The organism is Coprococcus sp. TF11-13 (assembly GCF_003481085.1).
Lineage (GTDB): Bacteria > Bacillota > Clostridia > Lachnospirales > Lachnospiraceae > Coprococcus > Coprococcus aceti.
Genome location: NZ_QUKK01000006.1, coordinates 45,592 through 69,332, shown reverse-complemented (window position 1 = coordinate 69,332; position 23,741 = coordinate 45,592). Strand labels below are relative to the sequence as shown.

Below are 23,741 nucleotides of genomic sequence, written 5' to 3'. Positions count from 1 at the left end.
ATTAAGGAGGAATCGTGATGGAATATAGTGCAGTCAGTACGATATGGATTATGGTAGGAACGGTACTCATTTTCTTCATGCAGGCGGGCTTTGCGATGCTTGAGACCGGCATGACGAGGGTAAAAAATGCAGGAAATATCGCCATGAAGAATCTGGTTGACTATTGTATCGGTTCGGTGACGTTCTGGTTGATAGGATTCGGAATTATGTATGGCGGCGACGGAGCTGTACTGGGTAAGATCAAAGGTGTGGCAATGGAATCGGTATATGGAGGCGGCATGCTTCCTGACGGGATCCCATTCTGGGCATTCCTGATATTTCAGACAGTATTCGCTGCGACGGCGGCGACCATCGTGTCGGGTGCCATGGCGGCGAGAACTAAATTTGCAGCATATTGTATCTACAGTCTGATGATAAGTCTGGTGATCTATCCTATATCGGGACACTGGATATGGGGAGACGGCTGGCTGGCACAGCTCGGATTCCATGATCTTGCCGGATCCACAGTTGTACATATGGTGGGCGGTGCCGCTGCATTTGCAGGAGCGTGGATGCTCGGCCCGCGTATCGGAAAGTATTCAAGAAGCGGAAAGTCGAAGAAGATACCGGGACACAGCATGCCGCTGTCAGTGCTTGGAATATTTATCCTGTGGTTTGGCTGGTTCGGCTTCAACGGAAGCTCGGTTCTGCCACTGACAGGAGATACGGTGTCGCTAGTTGGCAAGGTGTTCTGTAACACCAATCTATCCGCTGCGGCTGGAGCAGTCACAGCGATGTGTATAAGCTGGGCGTGGAAGAAGAAGCCGGATATCGCCATGACACTCAACGGCGCTCTGGCAGGCCTGGTTTCTATCACTGCGGGAGCCGACGTTATAAGTACACCACTTGCGGTGTTGGTCGGAATCGTGTCCGGAGCGATAGTAGTTGGGGGAATGCATTTCATAGAGAACGTGGTAAAGATAGATGATCCTGTGGGAGCCATCGCGGCACACGGATTCGGTGGCCTGTGGGGAACTGTAGCGGTTGGATTGTTCTCAGACGGAACCGCCACAAAGACAAAGGGCCTGCTGCTCGGCGGTGGTGGCTATCAGTGCGGAATCCAGATCCTTGGCGGAATAGTTGTGTTCCTGTATGTATTTGCAGCTTCGGCACTACTGTTCAAGATCGTTCAGAAGACCATCGGCCTTCGTGTATCGGCTGAGGATGAGATGGATGGACTGGATATCAGTGAGCACGGATTTTCAAATACTTACACAGAGGTGCTGTCCTCAGACGGAATAAGCGCGCCTATGATGAATGTGCCTAAGATCGATGGCAAGGCATTTGACAGCACAGAAAATGCGGAGAATCTTAACATATCCAAGGTGGTCATCATAGCGAGAAAGAACAAGCTTGACGCACTGCTTCACGCCATGAATGACATAAATGTAACTGGAGTTACGATCACGGATGTGACCGGATATGGTATACAGAAGGGAAATAATGACAAATATTACCGCAGTTCGGATGCGGATCTGAACCTGCTTCCTAAGGTGAAGGTCGAGGTCATAGTCAGCACTGTACCTGTGTCCAGGGTTGTGGAAACTGCGGAGAAGGTGCTGTACTCCGGCAACTATGGCGATGGCAAGATATTCGTATACGATGTGAAAAATGTTGTGAAGGTTAGAACCGGAGAGGTTGGAAGAGAAGCATTGATTGATGAGAGCAAGTAGGAGAGGAGGCTTTTTTATGCGCAAGACAACAATTGATGAGGCGATCGCAAGGATCGATGACTGGAAGGGCAAGGAGATCAGTTACAAGTCCGTTTCAGGAGGAATAACGAATCCGAATTTCAAAGTGGATGTGGAGGGAGAGCATTTCTTCCTCAAGATACCGGGAGCCGGCACGGATTACATAAACCGTGAAGTATGCCACGAGGCAAATGTGATCGCGGACGAGAGCAAGGCAGGCCCAAGAGTCTATTATTATTTCGAGGATACAGGTGTTGAGATATTCCAGTGGCTTGACGGCTACCGCCAGGTGACATTTGGCGATGTGTATGACAAAGATATATTCCAGTCGATATTCGAGAGGATCAGGGACTTCCACCATCTCGAGACAAAGCCGCTGAACCTGAAGCAGAGCATATTTGAACAGGCGTGGGATATGAACGCAAGGGCGAAGAAGGGCGGCTATATATCACCGTTTAATGACAAGATGGAGTATCTGCTCTCTGCTATTGAGAAGGCGCTGGCGGGCAGTGAGGAGCTGTGTCCGTGCCACAATGATTTCTGGACAAACAACCTGATGTACAACGAGGAGACAAATGATCTGAAGATCATAGATTATGAGTATGCGTCCATGAATGATCCTTATGTGGATCTGGGTCTGATATCTGCTGTGAACTATTTCACCGAGGATATGGACGTGGAGATGATGAAGATATACGGCGGAGGCAAGGTTGATGAGAGAGCATTTGCCAGAATGAAGCTGAACAAGATAGCCTGCGATATCAAGTGGGCGTATTGGGCACTGTATCAGGCGGCCAGCTCCAACGTGGAGTTTGATTACATGAACTGGTATGGACAGAAGATGGCGAGACTGCAGCATTTCTGGCTCGATTCAAGGCTGGATTACTGGCTCGACGTTGCGAGGGAGAAGAGTACCCGTATCAGTTGATGATCAGCAGATCGTATTATGAAACCGGTTCAGGAAAGGGAGATGTATATCATGAAAGATTATTATAAGAATATGGAAGATTCATGGGTAGAATTTGTCAGTAAGAATATACGCGCACAGGCATATTCCGGGGAGGAGAGAGCCACCTCGGAGGTGTTTATGCAGGCCATGGAGGAGCTTGGTATTGAGCATTTCCGCGATGAGTGCGGCAACGTGGTCGGAGTCATCCGCGGAGAGGGTGACGGTCCAAACGTGCTTCTGACTGGACATATGGATGTTGTGCCTGAGGGAAGCATAGATGCATGGAGTCCGTATTCGCCATTTGAGCCGAAGGTGGAGGATGGAAAGTTATACGGCAGAGGCATAAGCGATATGCTTGCTGGCCTGACTTCGGAATTCTTTGCATTTATGGAGATCAAAAAGCTGGTGGATGCCGGGGCGAAGATATCGGGCAATCTTATATTTGCTGCAGTCGTCTATGAGGAGCCGGCGGAGAGTATCGGAACGATTTATCTTATGGAGCACACTCTTCCGGAGCACGGCATTGATGTTGACCTGTGCTATCTGGGGGAGCCGTCAGACGGCAATCTTGCCATCGGACAGCGAGGCAAGATCGAGCTTGTCATAGAGGTGTACGGTAAGGTGGCGCACTCGTCCGCTCCGCAGGAGGGCATAAATGCTGTTGAGAAAGCTCTCCCTATAATGGATGCGATCATGCATAACTTTGGCAGGGAACCGCTCGTACATGAGATGGGTAAGACGTCCATGGTCATCACTGATGTGGTGGTAACACCGGGACAGAAGTATTCCTGTGTGCCGGACTATTGTGAGATCACAGTGGATCAGAGATATGTGCCACCTATGACCATAGAGGATACGGTGAGCAGGGTTCAGAAATTCCTGGATGAGCAGAAGAAAAAGGATCCTGAGCTCAGAGCTGTCGTTCATCCGAGAATGAATAAGAGGACGTGTTACACCGGTTATGAGGCGGAGGCGGCAAAGCAGCATCCGGCGTGGGTGACCGGCAAGGATAATGAGTATGTCGAGCTGACATACAGGACGCTTAAGGAGCTTGGTCAGGATGTTGAGAAGATATACTGGCAGTTTGGAACCGACGGAAGCGTTATATGCGGCAAATACAACATACCGACTATAGGATATTCGGGTGCGATGATGAGTCAGGCGCATCAGGCACAGGAGCATGTGGAGATCGACAGGATCCTCGACTGTATAGAGGGATATACTGCGGTTCTCTGCAGGCTGTATGGACTGGATATGTCGGAATAAAGGTTTACACGGCACCGCTTATTTTGATACAATCATGTTGCAGGTCAGAAAACATAGGGCTCAGTTTATAAGGAAGTAAGGGAGGGGACAGATGTTAGCAGATCAGCGTAAACAGATAATATTGGATCAGGTAAATCTTAATCATTCGGTTACTGTTGCCAGACTGGTTGAGCTGCTGGGCGTGTCGACCGAGACGGTGAGACGTGATCTTGAGGATCTTGAAAATAACAACATGCTCACGAGGGTACACGGCGGTGCGGTTTCTGTGAAGAAGAGATACCGGTTTGAGAATATGGATGTCAGGGGCACATCCAATATGGAACTCAAGGAGCAGATAGCCAGGAAAGCGCTTGAGTATGTGAAGGATGGAGACACCATAGCGATAGATTCAGGCAGCACGGCGTCATTGTTCGCCATGGCACTGAAGGCGCGCAATTTTGACTCACTATCCGTCATAACCTATTCCTCGGAGGTGTTCTCCATATTATCGGAATGTGAAAATTACAGGATAACCCTGCTGGGCGGTGAATATCTCCCGAAGGAGAAGTTGTTTTATGGCTTCCTGACACATGAGGCGATGCAGAAACTGTATTTTTCAAAGGCATTTGTAGTACCTTCGGCACTTTCGGTCGAGGATGGCGCACATGATTTTATAAGGGAGACCTATGAGAATCAGTGCATGCTGATAGGCCATGCTAGCGAGGTATTTCTGCTGGCGGACAGCACGAAATTCGAGACAAAGGGAGATTTCAAGCTCAGTGATCTCCAGCCGGAATTCACCATCATAACCGACGATAAGCTTCCGGAGTCTGTATACAATATGTATAGAGATCACAAGCTGAACGTGGTAAGTTGATGACAGTCAAAAAAGTGTCTGTTTGCCTCTCTTTGGGTGTACAGAAGATCGATAAAATAGTATAATAAATATGCTATATAAAAGATTGGACGGACAACTAAAGGAGGGTTATGGTTATGTACGAGAACAAGGATATGCTCAGTTGGCTTGGCTATTTTGCAGACATGATGAAGGTCAGTCCTGAGAAGATAAAGATGCTGAATATATGCGGAAAGCAGAAGAACGTTGTTCCGACTATAGACACACACAAGAGAGTTCTTATATTTGCAGATCAGAGTCATGAGGATCTGTTGTACACGCTTTGGGAGAAGGGCTTTGGCGAGTATGACATGTGGTATGCAGAGGGTGTGGAGCCCGGCGGCGAGGTTCACCATGACAAGCTGGAGAAGGTGCTGAACAGGAAGATAACAGGGCCTACAGTTATATTCATCATGAACGAGAAGACAAGGGAATCCGTCAGATACGGAATTGCAAATGATTTCTTCTCGGCTGGAACAGTACACTATGTCGGCAAGGAGATAAGAGCAGTCATCATGAGTCTGCTGGATGTGGATACGCATGACACCATCCTGGCACTCCAGGCCGAGAGTATAGTCATTGAGGCTGCGATCGTGGCAAGCGAGGGCAACATTATAGCCGTTGAGCCGGACGAGGGTTCGAGAAGATCCATGGAGGAGAATGTTGACAAGTTCGGAGTACATAATGTACAGATAATCCCAGATATGAGCGAGGAGACTCTGGCAGCCATACCTGTTCCGAGACTGGCATTCATAGTTGCAAATCATTATCTGGAGTCAGATATGGAGAGACTGCTCAAGATCAATCCGAATATGCAGTTTGTCATATACACACTTGATCTAGGAATACTTGCACAGGCAAAGCTCATATTTGACAAGCTCGGAATAAAGAATATGGAGGCTATTCAGATATCTGTATCCAAAACCAACAAGGACAACATGTTCGTTACCCAGCCGTCACCATGGCTTATCACCGGTGGAGCAGAGTAATCGACATCATAATATTTATATATAAGAAAAACCGCCTTTATGTAATAGGCGGTTTTCTTGTGTCTTCCAGACGGACGATTCCGAGGATCGTTCCCAGACAAATGATATCACTTGTGAGATACAGGGATCTATCACATCTGCTGACAGCTTCAAGGTATGGTGAGCCATCTTTTTCTGTATATTTTCTGATCATCTCGACTCCATTCTCGTTCAGGAATAACGCAATATCTCCGAAATGAGGAAAGTTTTGTTCCACGGCTATAATATCATCCTTAATATAGATAGGATGGAGCATATTGGTCGTGAGCCTCAGACAATAATCTGCGTTTGGAAAATAATCGGCGGGTATCTCTATAAATTCTGTCGCGTGTGTTGAGTAGTCTGAATTGGAAGCAAGCGTGTGAGTTGAGGAAATACACGGAATCCTGCGCGTTTTGGCGCAGTACGCATCCGCTGAAGGAAGCTTCTTCTGCATGTGATCTTCAGAGTCCGCCATTAGCATGACCATCCGCTTGCCGTGGATGTTGAGTGTTCTGTATTTTTGCAGGAGATACAATTCCTCGTCCGTAAGGCTGCGCCTGTGGAGAAATCCATCCATGGTACATCCAAGTGCGTCTGCGATGGATATCATAAGCTGTATTCCCGGGCTCTTGGTCTTGCCGCTCCTGATGGCTTTTATCGTATCCTCAGAGACATCTGTCATCTCAGCTAACTGACTGATCGTAACCCCGCGTTCAGCCATGACTTCCCTGAGTCTTTTCCCTATATCGTATTGTTGCTGCATGTAATTCACCTCAGTAACATTATATAATAGAAGAAACAGGCTTGTCCAGTTGAAAAGTGTAAGAATATACACTTTTGCGATTTGTGTGTGCGCAGAAAAGTGTATGAACTGCTCTTTAATATGAAATTAAATATGATATAATGAATTTATCTGTTACATCGAGAGATGACAAGGGGGTCATTTTCTACAATAGTCTGTCACAATGGGGGTGACGGATTACGGCAGAGGGAACAAGGCTATCACGTGTCGAGCGTTAGGGCGTCGAACACGAGATAGCCTTTTTTCGTGGGGGCGAAGGACGGACGGCTGGGTATTCTTCCGCGGGGCGGGTATATCATCTGCTATATATGTGGTATCACGCTCTACTTCCTTCGCTTCAGCTTAGCTTCTATATGCACTCGTTTCCGGCCGCGATAAGGGCGATGCGGCTTCCAACTCGGCAAGAAGCACCGAAGCTCAGTCGTATTCGCTACCGATACCACATATATAGCAGATGATATACAGCCGCGGAAGAATACCCAGCCTGTTTCTGGCGGAAGGGTGATGGGAGTGGCGAATTTTACTTTGATGATTTGGAAGAAAAGCTAATTATAAACGAAATGTTAAAATTATAAAAAAAGTATAAACTGGCGATACGTTAGATTTTATGCGGGTTTCTTGGGAAAACTGTGACAAAAAACTGTTTTTGTTACGAAAAATAATACAAAAATAAAAAATGATTAAAATTTGACTATAAGGGCAAATAAATGACTTTAAATTTGTTTTGAATGGTGATAAAATACGCAAGCAAGGAGCGAGAGTAGCTTTTTAGAAAAAAAGATAGGGGAGTATGACCGTATGAATGTAGTATTTTTTGATGTAGACGGCGTACTGAATTCGGAGAAATTCTTGTGTGAGAAGCATGGGGAGTTTATCAATCCTAAGAATGTGGCTAACCTCAAGATGGTTGTGGATGCCACAGGAGCGAAGCTGGTCATGACAAGTGACTGGAGAAAACAGGTGATTGATAAGGATATCAGTAAGGCACACGTAAGGGAACTGATAGACAGACTTGCGGATGCTGGAATGGAAGTATATGGGGCAACTTCTTCAGGGGATGAGCTCAGAAGCAAGTATGGAGATTATACCAGAGCCTGTGCAGTCAAGGATTATGTGACTGCGAATTCCGTAGAGGGATATGTCATACTGGATGATATGGATATGGACTGGGAGGCTCATGAACTCGATTCTCACTGGATCAACACAGAGAACGTACTTGTGGGGCTGTCTGAGGCAGATGCCAGGAATGCTATTTCTATAATAAACAAATAATAAATGAGAGAAGAAATAGTGTTTTGACATATAGGTGGTTGCGAAATAAGTAATTGAGAATGTGCCTGAGCTGTTTAGCTTTACCCACTCAGGGATATACGAAGCCGCCGGTCCTTAGATGGCGCGTTAGCGGCATCTTAGTACCGCAGCAGGCTGAGTTAAGCGGGAGCGCTCCCTGATGGGTATGCTAAAGCAGCTCAGACACTAGGATATTTGAATTTTCGCAAACACCTGATAGAAAACAGTGTGAAAGGAAGTGATGTCTTACGGATCTGGCAGAAGAGTTATCCAATGAACTCCAATGCAAAACAGTATTTACAATACCAATATTTGGTGGAATACCGGTAACAGAATCTGTGGTGGTAACATGGATCATTATGGCAGTGCTTGTGCTGTTGTCGATTATCCTTGTAAGGAATCTCAAAGTTGAGAATCCGGGTAAGAAACAGCTTGTGCTGGAGACCATAATAACTACTTTTAACAACCTGTTCAAAGGTGTTATCGGAGAGGCGGGCATGAAGTATGTTCCGTATCTGATAACGGTTATTCTGTACATCGGCATGGCCAACATCATGGGTGTATTTGGCTTTAAACCACCGACAAAGGATCTGAATGTGACAGCCTCACTGGCCATCATGAGTATCATACTCGTACAGGTGGCAGGAATACGAGGAAAGGGGACAAAAGGCTGGGTCAAGAGTTTTGCAGAGCCGGTAGCAATAGTTGCACCGCTTAATGTACTTGAGCTTGTCATCAAGCCGCTGTCGCTGTGTATGCGACTTTTTGGTAATGTTCTCGGAGCATTCGTCATCATGAAGCTGATAGAGGCAGTAGTTCCACTCATTGTCCCTATCCCACTCAGCCTGTACTTTGATTTCTTTGATGGATTTTTACAGGCATTTGTATTTACTTTCCTGACTACTCTTTACATGCAGGAAGCGATGGAGTAAAGATTATCTGATTTTAAAAATGAAAATAAGAAGGAGAAAATGATATGAACGGATTATTAGCAATTGGAGCAGGTATAGCAGCATTAGTAGGACTTGGCGCAGGACTTGGAATCGGTCTTGCAACATCAAAGGCAGTTGAGGCTGTAGCTAGACAGCCGGAGGCAGACGGAAAGATCACAAAGCTTCTTATCATCGGTTGTGCCCTTGCAGAGGCAACAGCTATCTACGGTTTCGTAATCGGACTTCTTGCAATCATTCTTCTTAAGTAATCAGATTTTTGGTCAGATGGATATTTTAATAGAAATATCTAATAGAAATCTGGAATTGCAGAAGAGATGCGGATAATAGAAACAGAAAGATAGGAGTGGCTATATGATTGATATAGAATTTTCTACAATAGCATTCACCATTATCAACTTAATAGTTCTGTTTCTTCTTTTGAAGAAGTTCTTGATAGGACCGCTCAACGATGTCATCAAGAAGAGAGAAGATATGATCGCTGGCACCATATCGGATGCCAACAATCAGAAGGCTGAAGCAATGAAACTCAAGTCTCAGTATGAGGATACCCTTGCAGGGGTTGATGCTGAGTGCAGGGATCTCCGTGAGAAATCCCGTGTGGAGGCCCAGAATGAGTACAGCCGTATCATAGATCAGGCTGATGCAAAGTCAGTCAAGATGATAAAGGATGCGGAGAAGACCATAGAGATCAAGCAGAACAAGGCACTTTCTGATATGCAGTCACAGATCGCAGAGCTTGCCATGGCAGCAGCCGGCAAGATCGTGGGCGGTGAAGGTGATGCGGAATCAGCAGGAGCTGCCATGTATGACGAGTTTTTGAATGAAGTAGGTGATTCAGGTGACACAGAAGGCAATTAATTACGGAATTGTCCTCTATCAGCTTGGAATCAGTCAGGACATGGTGGAGGAGATAAAGGCGCTTGTGGATGGTAGTCCGGAGCTGGTATATGCACTGGCAGATCCGGTGGTCAGCCACGCGGACAAGCGCAAGGTCGTTGACAGGGTATTTGACAGATTTGGCAATAAGGATCTGGTAAATTTCATGAAGACCCTGTGTGACAACGATGGATTTGACATGATACATGACATATTTGACGAGTATGAGAAGTATGCCAGAGAGCAGCAGGATATCCTTTCGGCAACTCTCTATTATGTCACACCGCCAACTGATAAGCAGAAGGCAGGTATCGAGAACTTCCTTATGAAAGAGTATGGAAGCAAGGCGGTACAGCTTTCTATGGTGGAGAAAAAAGAATTGATAGGTGGATTTGTCATAAGAACGGGAGACCGCGAGTACGACAGAAGCATTCTGGGCAGGTACAAATCCCTTAGACAGAAACTGGTTATGAGGTGATAAATTGAGTTCAATTAGTTCAGAGGATATTATTTCTATACTCAAAGAAGAGATAGAGAATTATGATTTTGACTCCAGGGACAAAGAAGTCGGTAAGGTCATCTATGTAGGTGATGGAATCGTAACCGTATACGGTATAGACAATGCCATGTACGGCGAGATCGTTGTTTTTGAGAATGGTGTCAAAGGTATGGTTCAGGATATCAGAAGAACAGAGATAGGATGTATTCTGTTCGGTCGTGATACAGGAATCAAAGAAGGAACAAAGGTCAGCAGAACGGGAAAGCGTGCAGGCATCCCTGTAGGCGATGCATTTATCGGACGTATAGTTGATGCCCTTGGAGCACCTATAGATGGAAAGGGCAGCATAGAGTCAACGGATTATCGTCCAATAGAGAATCCGGCTCCAAGCATAGTTGATCGTAAGTCGGTCAACCAGCCGCTTCAGACAGGAATCCTCTCGATAGATGCCATGTTCCCAATCGGAAGAGGACAGAGAGAGCTGATCATAGGAGACAGACAGACAGGTAAGACATCCATAGCGATAGATACCATTCTGAATCAGAAGGGCAAGGATGTCATCTGTGTATATGTGGCTATAGGCCAGAAGGCTTCAACAATAGCCAAGGTTGTAAATAACCTGAACAAATATGATGCCATGGACTACACGATAGTCGTTGCATCTACAGCAAGTGATTCAGCACCACTTCAGTATATTGCGCCTTATTCAGGTACAGCGATCGCTGAGTATTTCATGCATAAGGGCAAGGATGTGCTGATCGTGTACGATGATCTGTCAAAGCACGCTGTTGCTTACAGAACATTGTCACTGCTTCTCGGACGTTCACCAGGACGTGAGGCATATCCTGGAGATGTATTCTATCTCCATTCAAGACTTCTTGAGAGATCAAGTAAGCTTAAGGATGAGCTGGGCGGAGGCTCCATCACAGCCCTTCCTATTATCGAGACACAGGCAGGCGATGTATCTGCTTATATACCTACAAATGTTATATCTATCACAGATGGACAGATATTCCTCGAGAGCGATCTGTTCTTCTCAGGTATGAGACCTGCTGTCAACGTCGGTCTGTCGGTATCACGAGTTGGTGGTGCAGCGCAGACAAAGGCGATGAAGAAGGCCGCAGGAAGTATCCGTATCGATCTGGCACAGTACAGAGAGATGGAGGTGTTCACACAGTTCAGTTCAGATCTGGATGAGAACACCAAGGAGCAGCTGCAGTACGGCAAGGGACTTATGGAGCTTTTAAAGCAGCCTTTGTGCAATCCGCTGTCAATGGCAGAGGAGGTTATCATCCTGGTAGCAGCTACCAATAAGGTATTCCTTCCGGTAGAGGTTTCAGAGGTCAAGAAGAAGAAACTTGAGATGCTTGAATACTTCCACAGTGCCCACAAGGATATCGTGGATGAGATCGAGGAGAAGCAGGTGCTTACCGATGAGCTGAAGGACAAGATAGTCGCAGCTGCTAAGGAGTTTATCGAGAGATAGATTTCAGGAGAAATCAGAAGATTCGTTGAGAGGTGATTTGATTGGCAAATACCAAAGAAATCCAGAATAGAATAAAGAGTATCAAGGATACTCAGAAGATCACCAATGCAATGTATATGATCTCATCGTCCAAGCTGAAAAAGGCGAGGACAGATCTTGAGAACACGGAGCCTTACTTCTACACACTCCAGGTTGCTCTTGCCAGAATGCTCAGACATGTTCCTGAGATGGAGCATCTGTACTTCGACAGCAGAGAGGGAATCAAGGAAGAGGACAGAAGGCGAGGTTATCTGGTCATTACCGCCGACAAAGGTATGGCTGGTGCCTACAACCACAATGTAATCAAGATCGCTGAGCAGGAGCTTGCAGCCCACCCAAACAGTGAGCTGTATGTAGTCGGCCAGGTGGGAAGACACTACTTCGCAAAGAAGGGAGTGCCTATAGATATACATTTCCAGTATACAGCGCAGAATCCTAGTCTTCACAGAGCCAGAGTCATAGCGGACAAGATGCTTGAGAACTATGAGAATGGCGATATAGATGAGGTATACATCATATATACCAACATGAAGAGCAGTGTGGTCGTTGAACCGCAGATGATACAGCTCCTCCCTATGAAGAGGACTGACTTCGCAGGCGTTCCTGCGGATGTGTTCCACGAGGAGATTACCATGGAGCCTTCACCGAAGGCAGTGCTTGACCGGATCGTGCCAAACTGTGTCATGGGATATATATACGGCGCTCTGGTAGAGTCCTTCTGCAGTGAGCAGAACAGCCGAATGATGGCGATGGACTCAGCCACAAAGAGTGCCAAGGAGATGCTGGATGATCTCAATATCAAATACAACAGAGCAAGGCAGGCAGCCATAACGCAGGAGATCACAGAGATCGCGGGCGGCGCCAGAGCTCAGAGAGACAGGAGCTAATAAGCTCAATAAATAATTGTAAAGGAGGTCTGATGTTTTGAAAAATGGTAAGATAGTACAGGTCATGGGACCTGTCGTAGACGTAGAATTTCCAGACAACGATCTGCCATACATCAAGGATGCTCTTGAAGTAGATAATCATGGAAAAAAATGTGTTATGGAAGTAGCACAGCACGTAGGAAATAATACAGTAAGATGTATCATGCTGTCCGCCAGCGAGGGACTTTCAAGAGATATGGAAGTCGTTGCGACCGGATCAGGAATCAAAGTTCCAGTAGGAAATCAGACACTTGGACGTCTGTTCAACGTGCTTGGTGAGACAATAGATGGCAAGGAGGATCTCTCAGACACAGAGCACTGGGTAATCCACAGAGAGCCGCCAACATTTGAGAATCAGAGTCCTGTCATTGAGATACTTGAGACAGGTATCAAGGTCATAGATCTTCTTGCACCTTACTCAAAGGGTGGTAAGATCGGTCTGTTCGGCGGTGCCGGAGTTGGTAAGACAGTCCTTATCCAGGAGCTTATCCAGAATATCGCATCCGTACATGGTGGATACTCAATATTCACCGGTGTTGGAGAGCGTTCAAGAGAGGGAAATGATCTGTGGACAGAGATGAGCGAGTCAGGCGTTATCGACAAGACCGCCCTGGTGTTCGGACAGATGAATGAGCCACCTGGAGCCAGAATGAGAGTTGCAGAGACAGGACTTACAATGGCAGAGTATTTCCGTGATGTAAATCATCAGGATGTGCTTCTGTTCATCGACAATATATTCAGATTTACACAGGCAGGTTCAGAGGTTTCATCACTTCTCGGACGTATGCCATCAGCCGTTGGTTATCAGCCAACACTTGCAAATGAGATGGGTGAGCTTCAGGAGCGAATCGCATCTACCAAGGAAGGATCAGTCACGTCAGTCCAGGCCGTATATGTGCCAGCCGATGACCTTACAGATCCTGCCCCAGCCACAACATTTGCGCATCTGGATGCAAATACAGTTCTTTCAAGAAAGATTGTTGAGCAGGGTATCTATCCGGCAGTAGATCCGCTGGAGTCAAGCTCACGAATTCTTGAGGCTGATATAGTCGGCGAGGAGCATTATAATGTTGCAAGACGTGTACAGGAGATACTTCAGAAGTACAAGGAGCTGCAGGATATCATCGCAATCCTCGGTATGGAGGAGCTGTCAGATGAGGATAAGCTTACAGTTACCAGAGCCAGAAAGGTTCAGAGATTCCTGTCACAGCCATTCCATGTTGCTGAGAACTTCACAGGTATTCCTGGAAAGTATGTAAGTCTCAAGGATACGATCAAGGGCTTCAAGATGATCGTTGACGGTGAGATGGACGAGTATCCTGAGTGGGCATTCTTCAATGTAGGTACTATAGAGGAAGTAAAGGAAAAGGCCGAGAAAGGTCAGTAAAGGAAGTGCGTAGATGAATACATTTTATCTGAGAGTTATTTCCAGCAATAAGATATTCTTCGAAGGCCGAGTAGAGAAGATCATTCTTCCACTTGAAGATGGAGAGAAAGCGGTTCTTGCACATCACGAGAACATGGTCATAGCCACCAGCATAGGCGAGATCAGGATTACCACCAGCAAGGGTGAGCAGGTAGTCGGTGTTGTCGGTGAGGGCTTTGTTCAGATAGTAAATAACCGAGTTGTCCTTATCGTGGATTCCGCAGAGAAGCCGGAGGATATCGACAGGGTCAGAGCCAAGGAGGCAAAGATCAGAGCGGAAGAGAGACTCAGACAGAAAGAGAGTCTGAAGGAATACAAGCAGAGCGAGGCATCACTTGCCCGTGCACTCACAAGACTCAGAGTAACAGAGAAGATATAAAACCCAGCGCAGAAACCCCAAGCGCCTGCTTGCAGGCATTTGGGGGTTTCAAGCGGTTTTAACGAGAAGTCGTTCGGCGTAAGCCGAACATAGAGCGCGTTAGCGCGGGACTTCGAGTCTAGAAGAATCCCGTCAGTCGAAAGTGCAGCGGGACGAAGACAGAGCGCGTCAGCGCGGGACTTCGAGTCTAGAAGAATCCCGTCAGTCGAAAGTGCAGCGGGACGAAGACAGAGCGCGTCAGCGCGGGACTTCGAGTCTAGAAGAATCCCGTCAGTCGAAAGATGCAGCGGGACGAAGACAGAGCGCGTCAGCGCGGGACTTCGAGTCTATTATAAAAGGCAGTGCCAGCAGCGGGACGATGAAACCGATGTGGCGTTGCCTTTTTATGTGCAGACACAATAGATAAAATGTTACTTGACAACTTTTGCCTTTACTGAGAAAATTACTAGATAGTATATGGTTCACTGTATATACAGTGAACTATGTATATAAGAGTTTATGAAAAAGAGGACGTGTGCATGTATATGCACACATTTTTGAGTTAAAGGTATTTGGTTAGAGGTATTTATGTTAAGATTTATTTGGGTAATAGTTTCGTGCTTGTTTCTGATCATGTACTATGTGCCAAAGATGTCGTATTATGCTAGGCACCCGGAAAAATATGGTGAGGATATATGTTATCAGATGGCACAGGTTATGTGCAATCATGTGAGACGTCGTGCTTTTATCAAGACGGTTGCCACGGGTATGGAGAACCTTCCTAAGGAGGGCGGATATATCATGTATGCCAATCATCAGGGTAAGTATGATGTACTGGGAGTTATAGTTTCCCATGACAAACCGATTACGTATGTCATGGATGCCAAGAGGTCGAAGCTGTTCATAGCAGATCAGCTTACAGATCTTGTGAAGGCACAGAGACTTGACAAGGAAGACATAAAGCAGCAGGTACAGGTTATAAACGATGTATCCACGGAGATCAAGGCGGGAAGGAGATATATTTTATTCCCGGAGGGAGGATACGATCACAGTCACAATGAGCTCAAGGAGTTCATGCCGGGAAGCTTCAAGATCGCCAAGAAGGCGAAGTGTCCTATCGTTCCAGTCGTGCTGTATGATTCCTTCAAGCCATTTGAAGGATGGTCACTGAGGCGTGTGACGACACAGCTTGCATTTCTGGAGCCGATCCCATATGAGGTTATAGCGGATAAGACGACCACAGAGATCAGGGATATGGTCGTTGACAAGATCCAGAGGAAGCTTGATACGATGGAGACAATGAATTGTTGGTAACGATATATGGATAATTATTCTGAACGGGCAGGTCATGTTGATGATCTGCCCGTTCGGGGGTTACGGAAGCTAGGTGTTGACTATATCAAATCAGGTGAATACAATATAAAAGGGTATTTAACCACAAAAACAAGGATTGGGAAGTAGAGATATGGGACAGAGTAAAGAGAGAAACAGTAATGAAAAAAGCGGATTCCTCAAGAAGCTTATAATAGTTCTGGCAGTGGCGATCGTGGTAGTATTTGCGGTATTTTATGTGATCTATTACAGATTTTCATATCAGGCGGACAAGCTGGCAAAGGAGACCGCCCGCATATACGCATTTGGCGATGGCGGAGAGATGGCTGACATGATAGCCCCGGGATACGTGAAGAAGTTTGAGGATTCGTCAAAGGTTTTGTCGGTGAGTGACATACAGGACATATATATAAACAAGTTCAGAGCGTATACAGATGAGCAGGTCGGGGATATAGATACGATCGAGTGCAAGGTCACCGATATACAGGCGGTGAGCAATATAGAGGATGTGCAGCAGCAATTTGCGGACAACGGAGTTAAGGGCGTGTCCCAGTACAGAAGTGTGGAAGCCGACTGGATAGTGACAGGCAAGGATGGCGGCGAGGTCACGGTACACGTTCAGGAATGTATGTTGAAGTGCGACGATGGCTGGTATGTGGACTATGTCCGTATGCCGGATGAAATAGACAGCATGAGTACGCCGGTCGATTCCGGGGATGCTGACAGTGAGGAGACAACAGAGGCGGAGACCACTGAATAATATTGTGTGTATAAGATTGGAATGGCATACAGTATACAAGAAAGAAGGCTGACAAAAAATGTATGATGTGAGATCCATGAAGGCAGAGGACTTCATAGATGATGGCGAGATCCGTGAGACGCTGGACTATGCGGATCAGAACAAGGACAATGTGGAGCTTATCGACAGTATCATAGAGAAGGCAAAGCTCAGGAAGGGGCTTACCCACAGGGAGGCATCCGTGCTTCTTGCGTGTGAGATGCCGGACAAGATAAATGAGATATATGATCTGGCGGAGCAGATCAAGAAGGACTTCTACGGCAACAGAATAGTTATGTTCGCGCCGCTGTATCTGTCCAACTACTGTGTAAATGGGTGTGTGTATTGTCCGTATCACATCAAGAATAAGCATATAGCCAGAAAGAAGCTCACCCAGGAAGAGGTGAGACGGGAGGTCATAGCACTGCAGGATATGGGTCACAAGAGACTGGCCATTGAGGCCGGTGAGGATCCTCAGATGAATCCTATCGAGTACATCCTGGAGTGTATAGACACGATATACAGCATCAAGCACAAGAACGGTGCAATAAGGCGTGTAAATGTAAATATAGCGGCGACCACAGTGGAGAACTACAGGAAGCTGCACGAGGCAGGAATTGGAACGTACATCCTCTTCCAGGAGACCTACGATAAGGAAGCGTATGAGAAGCTTCATCCATATGGACCGAAGCATGACTATGCATATCACACAGAGGCTATGGACCGTGCTATGGAAGGTGGTATAGACGATGTGGGTCTGGGAGTGCTCTTTGGTCTGGACAAGTATAGGTACGAATTTGCGGGGCTGCTGATGCATGCGGAGCACCTTGAGGCTGTTCATGGAGTTGGTCCGCACACCATCAGTGTGCCAAGAGTCAAGAAGGCTGACGACATAGATCCTGAGGCATTTGACAACGGAATAAGCGACGATGTATTCTGCAAGATCGCAGCATGTATCAGAATCGCCGTTCCTTATACAGGAATGATAATCTCCACAAGGGAGAATCCAACGGTCAGGGATGAGATCATAAGGCTTGGAGTGTCGCAGATAAGCGGTGGTTCCAAGACCAGTGTGGGTGGCTACTATGAGCCGGAGCCAGAGGATGAGAAGTCGGAGCAGTTTGATGTCAGCGACACGAGAACTCTGGATCAGGTTGTGAACTGGCTGATGACCAAGGGCTATATACCATCGTTCTGTACGGCATGTTACAGAGAGGGCAGAACCGGCGACAGGTTCATGAGCCTGTGCAAGAGCGGACAGATACAGAACTGCTGTCATCCGAACGCACTCATGACGCTGGAGGAATATCTGGTGGATTATGCTTCGCCGGAGACCGCGGAGATAGGCCGGAGACTCATACAGGATGAGCTGAAGAATATTCCGAATGAGAAAGTCAGACAGATAGTGGTCGAGAGACTTGACAGGATAAAGCACGGAGACAGAGATTTTAGATTCTAACACATTGTGGAGGAGCAAAATGAGTTTAAACGATACACCGTCGGCAAACAGAGTGCATATAGGTTTCTTTGGATGCAGGAACGCAGGCAAGTCCAGTCTGGTAAATGCAGTGACGGGGCAGAGCCTTGCTGTTGTGTCGGATGTGGCGGGAACCACCACGGATCCGGTGTACAAGTCCATGGAGCTGCTTCCGCTTGGACCGGTGGTCATCATAGATACACCGGGAATAGACGATACCGGCGAGCTGGGTGAACTCAGGGTGTCGAAGACCAGGCAGGTGCTTGCGAAGATAGATGTCGCTGTGCTCGTAGTTGATGGTTCGGTTGGCCTTTCGGCGGCGGACAGGGAGCTCACAGAGCTTTTCAAAGAGAAGAATATAAATTATATAATTGCGTACAATAAGAGTGATCTCGTTAAAGATGATACAATGGTTCAGAATTCAGCGGAGAATTCCATATGGGTCAGCGCAGAGCGCAGACAGGGAATAGAGGAGCTGAAGGAATTGATAGGAAAGCTCACGGTGACAGACACCATGACCAGGAGACTGGTCGGAGATCTGATACAGCCTGGAGACATGGTGGTGCTGGTCATACCGATAGATTCTGCAGCTCCGAAGGGCAGGCTGATACTTCCGCAGCAGCAGGTCATAAGGGATGTTCTTGAGACCGGAGCTACGGCTGTGGTGTGCAGGGACACGGAGCTTGAGGATACTCTGAGACGGCTGGAGGGGAATGTATCTCTGGTGGTCACTGACTCCCAGGCATTTGCAAAGGTTATGAAGATCGTGCCGTATGACATATATCTGACGTCATTCTCAATACTGATGGCAAGATTTAAAGGGCAGCTTGATGCGGCGGTAAATGGCGCATATGTCCTGGACAGGCTGAGGGATGAAGGCCAGCGTACAGATGCGGACAGCAGACCTCCAAGGATACTCATAGCCGAGGGCTGCACCCATCACAGACAGTGTGATGATATAGGAACTGTGAAACTGCCGAGATGGATACGCAGATACACGGGACTTGAGCCTGAATTTACATTTGTCAGCGGAACGGAATTCCCGGAGGATCTGACAGGATATGATCTGGTGATACACTGCGGAGGCTGTATGCTGAATGAACGCGAGATGAAGAGTCGTCAGGGAAGGGCGGAGCAGCAGAGTATCCCGATGACGAATTATGGAACTGCTATAGCTCATATGAATGGGATTCTTGACAGGAGTCTGAGGATTTTTCAGACAAAGACGGATATATAAATATTTGGATGAAAGGTGATCGATATGGCAAAGACAGGTTTGGTACTTGAGGGCGGCGGCCAGAGAGGCATATATACCGCCGGAGTCCTGGATGTGTTCATGGACAATGATATAGAGGTCGACGGTGTCATAGGGGTGTCGGCGGGAGCCATACATGGACTCTCCTATGTGGCGAGACAGAGAGGGCGCAACATGCGTTACAATATGAAGTACAGGAACAACAAGCACTACATGAGCCTGTACTCCCTCATAACTACAGGAGATATCTGCAGTGAGCAGTTCTGCTACCACGATATCCCGGAGAAACTGGATCCACTTGACTACGATGCATTCCTTGCAAATCCTACGAAGCTCTATGTGGGATGTTCTAATCTGGATACAGGAGAGGCGGAGTATCTGGAGTGTACGGACATGAGAAAGCCTGAGGATGTGAATAAGGTGAGGGCTTCGGCATCCCTCCCACTGGTGTCCAATATTGTAGAGGTCGATGGAATGAAGCTGCTGGATGGAGGTGTATCCGACAGCATACCGATATTTGCATTCAGAAGGATGGGCTACAGGAGAAATATAGTAGTTCTGACAAGACCGGAGGGATACCGCAAGGGCCCGGACAAGATGCTCAGGCTGGAGGCCGGAAGGTACAGGGAGTACCCTGAGTTCGTTAAAAGATGTCACATGAGACACATGTATTACAACAAGACCCTGGACAAGCTGGAGGAGCTTGAAAAGGAGGGTGATACGTTGATAATCAGACCGAGTGAGACTATAGAGATATCAAGGCTTGAGAAGAAGCCGGAGATGATCGAGGCCATGTATGAGCTGGGTGTGTACGATGCAAAGGAGAAATTGCAGCAGGTTAAGAAATTCCTGCGTGAGAGTAAGGAAGAAAGCAGGGACTACACACATGGACAGGCGCAGCAACAGACGGCGGTTACACAGCAGACCCGATAATGGAATATATGACATATTGATACTTTCGGGAATGGACATTCCTGAGAGTGTGGATACACAGAAGAAGGCACAGGAGAATCACAGCAAAATGGCTGAGACTCCTGTGCCTTCTCTCATACTGTCACTTTCGGTATCTACAATATTCACCATGCTGGTGGCAACCTCCTACAATATTGTGGACACTTATTTTGTCTCAGATCTTGGAGAAAGCAGTGTGGCCGCAGTGGGGATCATGTTCTCTGTCATGGCATTGATACAGGCTGTGGGTTACACCTGGGGCATGGGAGCTGGAAGTGAGATAGCGAGACTCCTCGGTAAGCAGAAGAAGCGTGAGGCGGAGCAGACGCTTGCCACGGCACTGGCGGGAGGAATACTGTCGGGCGCGGTCATGGCGGTTATATTTGCCGTGTTCAGGGAGGATGTGGTAAGACTTCTGGGGGCCACGGACACAAGTCTTGCTCCTGCTGGGCAGTATGGAATATATATCATGCTCGCGGCTCCGGTCATGTGCGGTGCCTATGTTCTGAACAATGCCCTGCGGGCTGAGGGGCAGCCGTATCTTGCCCTGCTGGGTATTCTGGCAGGAGGACTGTCAAATGCGTTATTTGACTATATATTGGTGAGAGTGCTTGGACTTGGAATAGCCGGTGCAGGCATAGCGACCCTTGCCGGACAGGGGATAAGTCTTGCCATAATGTATATATGTGTCAGGTCAAGGTGCAGCGTGGTAAGGCTGCATATATCAGACTTGTGGAGCTTCAGATATGGGGTGCGTATAGTGAGAACAGGGCTGCCATCCTTCCTGAGACAGGGGCTCATGTGCCTTGCGGCGGTCATGATAAGCAGAAGCTGCAGGCAGTACGGAGATGGAGCCATGGCGGGCATCACAGTTGCAAATAAGATATTTGCAGTCATATTTGCGGTGTTGGTGGGCTATGGACAAGGATTTGCCCCGGTGTGCGGGTTTGCCTATGGTGCAGGACTTTCATCCAGGGTCAGGGCATCTCTGAGATTTACTATGATAACTGCGGTTATATTCATGTGTGCCATGGGTGCTGCGACCTGGGTGTGGGCATCCGAGGTGGCCGGTGTATTCTTGCATGAAGGTGGCACTCAAGCTATGCAGCTTGCGGCGCTGTCTCTCCGGGCGCATGCCATATCCATGCCGTTTGCAGCTGTGTGTCTGGTGACCGGAATGTACTATCAGGCTCTTGGAGCATATGGAAAAGCCACCCTCATATCCGCCCTGCGGCAGGGAGTATGTTTTATACCATTGGTATTCATACTGCCGCGCATGTATGGCGTAGATGGAGTGGCTTTTGTCCAGACCGCCGCCGATGTGCTGGCGGGGATTGTCTCGGCCTTTTATCTGCTATATACAAATGAAAAATAGTCCGTGTTTATCATCTCGTCCGATATATACAGCCGGTTTTCAACCTCCTCGATCATCTGATCCACGTATCCATCAGGGATCTGTGACTCAGGGACGAAGTAAGAGGTCTCCCCCGTGCTGGCATCGTACCTGACCTTGTCGGTCATAAAGCTTTGATCCGCGAAGATCACAAGCTCATCGGAATCGGACAAAATGTTGCGTCCTGCCAGGAGTCTTGAGTCAAAGTCGGCTCCGAGAAGGTTTAACACAGTTGGAAGTATGTCCACACTGGAGCAGAGCTTGTCGACAACTACTGGCTTCTCCATGGATGAGCTCCATATACCAAACTGGTTGTGGTGAAGCTCAAAGTCATCATTCTCTATGTCCTTGCCCGCAAGCTCGTTGTAGGTGCCGTCGCTGAGTCCGTAAGGATAGTGGTCAGGTGCCACGATGAACAGAGTGTTGTCCAGCTTGCCAGTCTCTTCCAGCTTATCCATCAGGAATTCCAGAGCCTTGTCAAGCTCCATCTGGGCTGCAACATAGGCTATGGCCTCATCTGAGTACCCTTTTCCGGAGAGGACATTCTCGGCTCCCTCCCTGTTAATCATGCATATATACTGATTGTCGTAATTGTAAGGCAGATGGCCGGAGAAACTCATAAAATACATGTTAAATTTGTCATCCTGAATGAAATCCCCATACACAGCCTCCATACATTCGAGATCGGAATACATAACGTGGTCAGGAATATCCAATCCTGCGCCGATGGCCTTGAAGGTGGTGTAGCCCATATTCGGATGGGTTCTTGTTCTGTCGTAGTATGTGGCATCAAAGTCGTGGTAGCCGTAGCTCTTGTAGCCCTGTGCGTTCAACATATTGCCGAGGGCGTATGGCTGATAGGTGTCCGCGGATGCCTCAAAGCTCCATTTGGAGGATGCCGGATACTGGCTAAGGCAGTTGGTATATTCGCCGTCTATGGTGCTGTGATACCACAGTGGGTTGTAGAAGTTAGTAAATTCAAAGCCTTCGTGATAAATCTTGTACAGTGTCGGTGTGGCCTCCCTGGATATTCCATATGTACTGAGACTTTCAGCGGTGACAAATACCACATTGTACCCCTCGAACATGCCGGTGTATTCGTCCGTGTAAGTTGGCTGTACCCCCGAGAAATATGCCGTCAGGTTTTTAAGCTCCTCGTCGTCGGTCTGGTTGTACAGACCTTTGAAGTCTATGCTCTCATCAATCTGTGGAACATATGCCGGCTCACCGGCCTCGGTTGATCCTGCCGCCTGATCTGAGCCGCCGGTCTGAGAAGCTGATGAAAAATCTGTCCCGTCCGCAGATGCGGCATTGATATCTAATGCGGCAGTCTGTGCATCTGACTGATTATCTCCAATATCTGCAAGCTCAAATGTCTTGCTCTGGCTGCTCTGAGTCACCATGGTCACACAGTCTCTTCCCGTGGTGACCATGACTCCAAGCTTGTTCATGGACAGTTCAAGTACATAGCGTCCGTGGAACAGCGCATATGGAGTATAGGCCGCAGTCCCGTGCACTGCCAGAATACAGATGGCAAGTACCCATGCAGCTACGGAGATACCCAGCTGCACCAGCACTGCCCTGAGCACACCAGGCTTCTGCCCGATGCGGCATCTGCCAAATGAGAACCAGAACCTGTTCATGATGATAAGACATATAAGTGGAAGCAGGAACAGCACTATGATATACCAGTTGGATCGCAATGCTGAAAAAAGCACAGTCCTGAAGTTCATAGCATCCTGGGCACCGCCGATGGACACCAGACTCAAAAATGTTCTGAATATCTTATAGTATACAAATTGTGCAATATAGTAGATCGTAAATATACTCCACAGCAGGTAGGCTATGGCTGCATTTGCATATCTGTGCCAGAAGGAGGTCAGTGCTGACAGGGTAAGTCCGCATGCCAGCGCAAATGTCAGGGGATGTAGTATGCTGCTGCCTGCAGATCCATAAATTGCAATGTGAAACAGGAGCTCCATATAAATAAAGGCCAGCGGAAAGAATATGGAACGCCACAGCAGACCACTGTGTCTGCTTTGAGTTGTATCTGTTTTCATCGGGCATCTCC

At 47.5% G+C, this 23,741-nt stretch carries 22 protein-coding genes; 20 read left to right on the top strand and 2 right to left on the bottom strand.

The annotated features are described in order from the left end of the window. The first annotated feature begins 17 nt into the window (after window positions 1–17). The 5 genes from DXD11_RS10585 (at window position 18) to DXD11_RS10565 (ending at window position 5,808) form a co-directional block, all read left to right on the top strand. The gene (locus tag DXD11_RS10585; protein ID WP_118016938.1) at window positions 18–1,712 is read left to right on the top strand and encodes an ammonium transporter; all 1,695 of its coding nucleotides are present in this window, start codon (window positions 18–20) and stop codon (window positions 1,710–1,712) included. Window positions 1,713–1,728: 16 nt separating this feature from the next. Continuing rightward, window positions 1,729–2,658 (top strand): choline kinase family protein, encoded by a 930-nt coding sequence (locus tag DXD11_RS10580; protein ID WP_158564583.1) that lies wholly within the window; start codon window positions 1,729–1,731, stop codon window positions 2,656–2,658. A 51-nt stretch (window positions 2,659–2,709) separates the two neighbouring features. After that, window positions 2,710–3,945: a M20 family metallopeptidase gene (locus DXD11_RS10575; protein ID WP_158564582.1), complete on the top strand. Its 1,236-nt coding sequence runs from the start codon at window positions 2,710–2,712 to the stop codon at window positions 3,943–3,945. 91 nt (window positions 3,946–4,036) lie between these two features. Next, window positions 4,037–4,801: a DeoR/GlpR family DNA-binding transcription regulator gene (locus tag DXD11_RS10570; RefSeq protein WP_117550200.1), complete on the top strand. Its 765-nt coding sequence runs from the start codon at window positions 4,037–4,039 to the stop codon at window positions 4,799–4,801. A gap of 116 nt (window positions 4,802–4,917) precedes the next feature. Then, window positions 4,918–5,808, top strand: coding sequence for a hypothetical protein (locus DXD11_RS10565; RefSeq protein WP_055145109.1), 891 nt, complete (start codon window positions 4,918–4,920; stop codon window positions 5,806–5,808). A gap of 37 nt (window positions 5,809–5,845) precedes the next feature. Here DXD11_RS10565 and DXD11_RS10560 read toward each other — a convergent pair whose 3' ends face one another. After that, window positions 5,846–6,592, bottom strand: coding sequence for a helix-turn-helix domain-containing protein (locus DXD11_RS10560; protein WP_118016935.1), 747 nt, complete (start codon window positions 6,590–6,592; stop codon window positions 5,846–5,848). Between the two features lie 837 nt (window positions 6,593–7,429). Here DXD11_RS10560 and DXD11_RS10555 point away from each other — a divergent pair. The 15 genes from DXD11_RS10555 (at window position 7,430) to DXD11_RS10485 (ending at window position 21,652) form a co-directional block, all read left to right on the top strand. Beyond that, entirely contained in the window at window positions 7,430–7,903 is a 474-nt protein-coding gene (locus DXD11_RS10555; RefSeq protein ID WP_118016934.1) for an HAD domain-containing protein, read from the top strand. A 272-nt stretch (window positions 7,904–8,175) separates the two neighbouring features. Further along, window positions 8,176–8,853 (top strand): F0F1 ATP synthase subunit A, encoded by a 678-nt coding sequence (locus DXD11_RS10550; RefSeq protein ID WP_071849465.1) that lies wholly within the window; start codon window positions 8,176–8,178, stop codon window positions 8,851–8,853. Window positions 8,854–8,897: 44 nt separating this feature from the next. After that, entirely contained in the window at window positions 8,898–9,122 is a 225-nt protein-coding gene (atpE, locus tag DXD11_RS10545; protein WP_004852001.1) for an ATP synthase F0 subunit C, read from the top strand. 103 nt (window positions 9,123–9,225) lie between these two features. Beyond that, the gene (atpF, locus tag DXD11_RS10540) at window positions 9,226–9,732 is read left to right on the top strand and encodes a F0F1 ATP synthase subunit B (RefSeq protein WP_022216974.1); all 507 of its coding nucleotides are present in this window, start codon (window positions 9,226–9,228) and stop codon (window positions 9,730–9,732) included. Beyond that, window positions 9,713–10,228, top strand: a complete 516-nt coding sequence (atpH, locus tag DXD11_RS10535; RefSeq protein ID WP_055145112.1) for an ATP synthase F1 subunit delta — start codon at window positions 9,713–9,715, stop codon at window positions 10,226–10,228. Before atpF ends, atpH begins: the two co-directional genes overlap by 20 nt. Window positions 10,229–10,232: 4 nt before the next feature. After that, window positions 10,233–11,735, top strand: a complete 1,503-nt coding sequence (gene atpA / locus DXD11_RS10530) for a F0F1 ATP synthase subunit alpha (RefSeq protein WP_022216972.1) — start codon at window positions 10,233–10,235, stop codon at window positions 11,733–11,735. 41 nt (window positions 11,736–11,776) lie between these two features. After that, window positions 11,777–12,661, top strand: a complete 885-nt coding sequence (gene atpG / locus DXD11_RS10525; RefSeq protein WP_022216971.1) for an ATP synthase F1 subunit gamma — start codon at window positions 11,777–11,779, stop codon at window positions 12,659–12,661. Between the two features lie 37 nt (window positions 12,662–12,698). Continuing rightward, complete coding sequence (atpD, locus tag DXD11_RS10520) at window positions 12,699–14,087, top strand: F0F1 ATP synthase subunit beta (RefSeq protein WP_022216970.1); 1,389 nt, start codon at window positions 12,699–12,701, stop codon at window positions 14,085–14,087. 13 nt (window positions 14,088–14,100) lie between these two features. Next, entirely contained in the window at window positions 14,101–14,505 is a 405-nt protein-coding gene (gene atpC / locus DXD11_RS10515) for an ATP synthase F1 subunit epsilon (protein WP_117550214.1), read from the top strand. A gap of 567 nt (window positions 14,506–15,072) precedes the next feature. Beyond that, complete coding sequence (locus DXD11_RS10510; RefSeq protein ID WP_022216968.1) at window positions 15,073–15,798, top strand: lysophospholipid acyltransferase family protein; 726 nt, start codon at window positions 15,073–15,075, stop codon at window positions 15,796–15,798. Between the two features lie 151 nt (window positions 15,799–15,949). Then, window positions 15,950–16,576, top strand: coding sequence for a hypothetical protein (locus tag DXD11_RS10505; RefSeq protein WP_022216967.1), 627 nt, complete (start codon window positions 15,950–15,952; stop codon window positions 16,574–16,576). 58 nt (window positions 16,577–16,634) lie between these two features. Then, window positions 16,635–18,053, top strand: a complete 1,419-nt coding sequence (hydG, locus tag DXD11_RS10500; protein WP_015534643.1) for a [FeFe] hydrogenase H-cluster radical SAM maturase HydG — start codon at window positions 16,635–16,637, stop codon at window positions 18,051–18,053. Between the two features lie 19 nt (window positions 18,054–18,072). Continuing rightward, a complete protein-coding gene (hydF, locus tag DXD11_RS10495) occupies window positions 18,073–19,308 on the top strand; it encodes a [FeFe] hydrogenase H-cluster maturation GTPase HydF (RefSeq protein ID WP_118016933.1) in 1,236 nt (411 codons plus the stop codon). Window positions 19,309–19,332: 24 nt separating this feature from the next. Then, window positions 19,333–20,259 (top strand): patatin-like phospholipase family protein, encoded by a 927-nt coding sequence (locus tag DXD11_RS10490; protein WP_118016932.1) that lies wholly within the window; start codon window positions 19,333–19,335, stop codon window positions 20,257–20,259. Further along, on the top strand, window positions 20,213–21,652 hold the full coding sequence (locus tag DXD11_RS10485; RefSeq protein WP_118016931.1) for an MATE family efflux transporter: 1,440 nt from the start codon (window positions 20,213–20,215) through the stop codon (window positions 21,650–21,652). Before DXD11_RS10490 ends, DXD11_RS10485 begins: the two co-directional genes overlap by 47 nt. On the opposite strand, the gene DXD11_RS10480 is transcribed toward DXD11_RS10485, so the two are convergent. Further along, a complete protein-coding gene (locus DXD11_RS10480) occupies window positions 21,625–23,730 on the bottom strand; it encodes an LTA synthase family protein (protein ID WP_118016930.1) in 2,106 nt (701 codons plus the stop codon). The two genes, DXD11_RS10485 and DXD11_RS10480, sit on opposite strands and share 28 nt — an antisense overlap. Window positions 23,731–23,741: the final 11 nt, after the last annotated feature.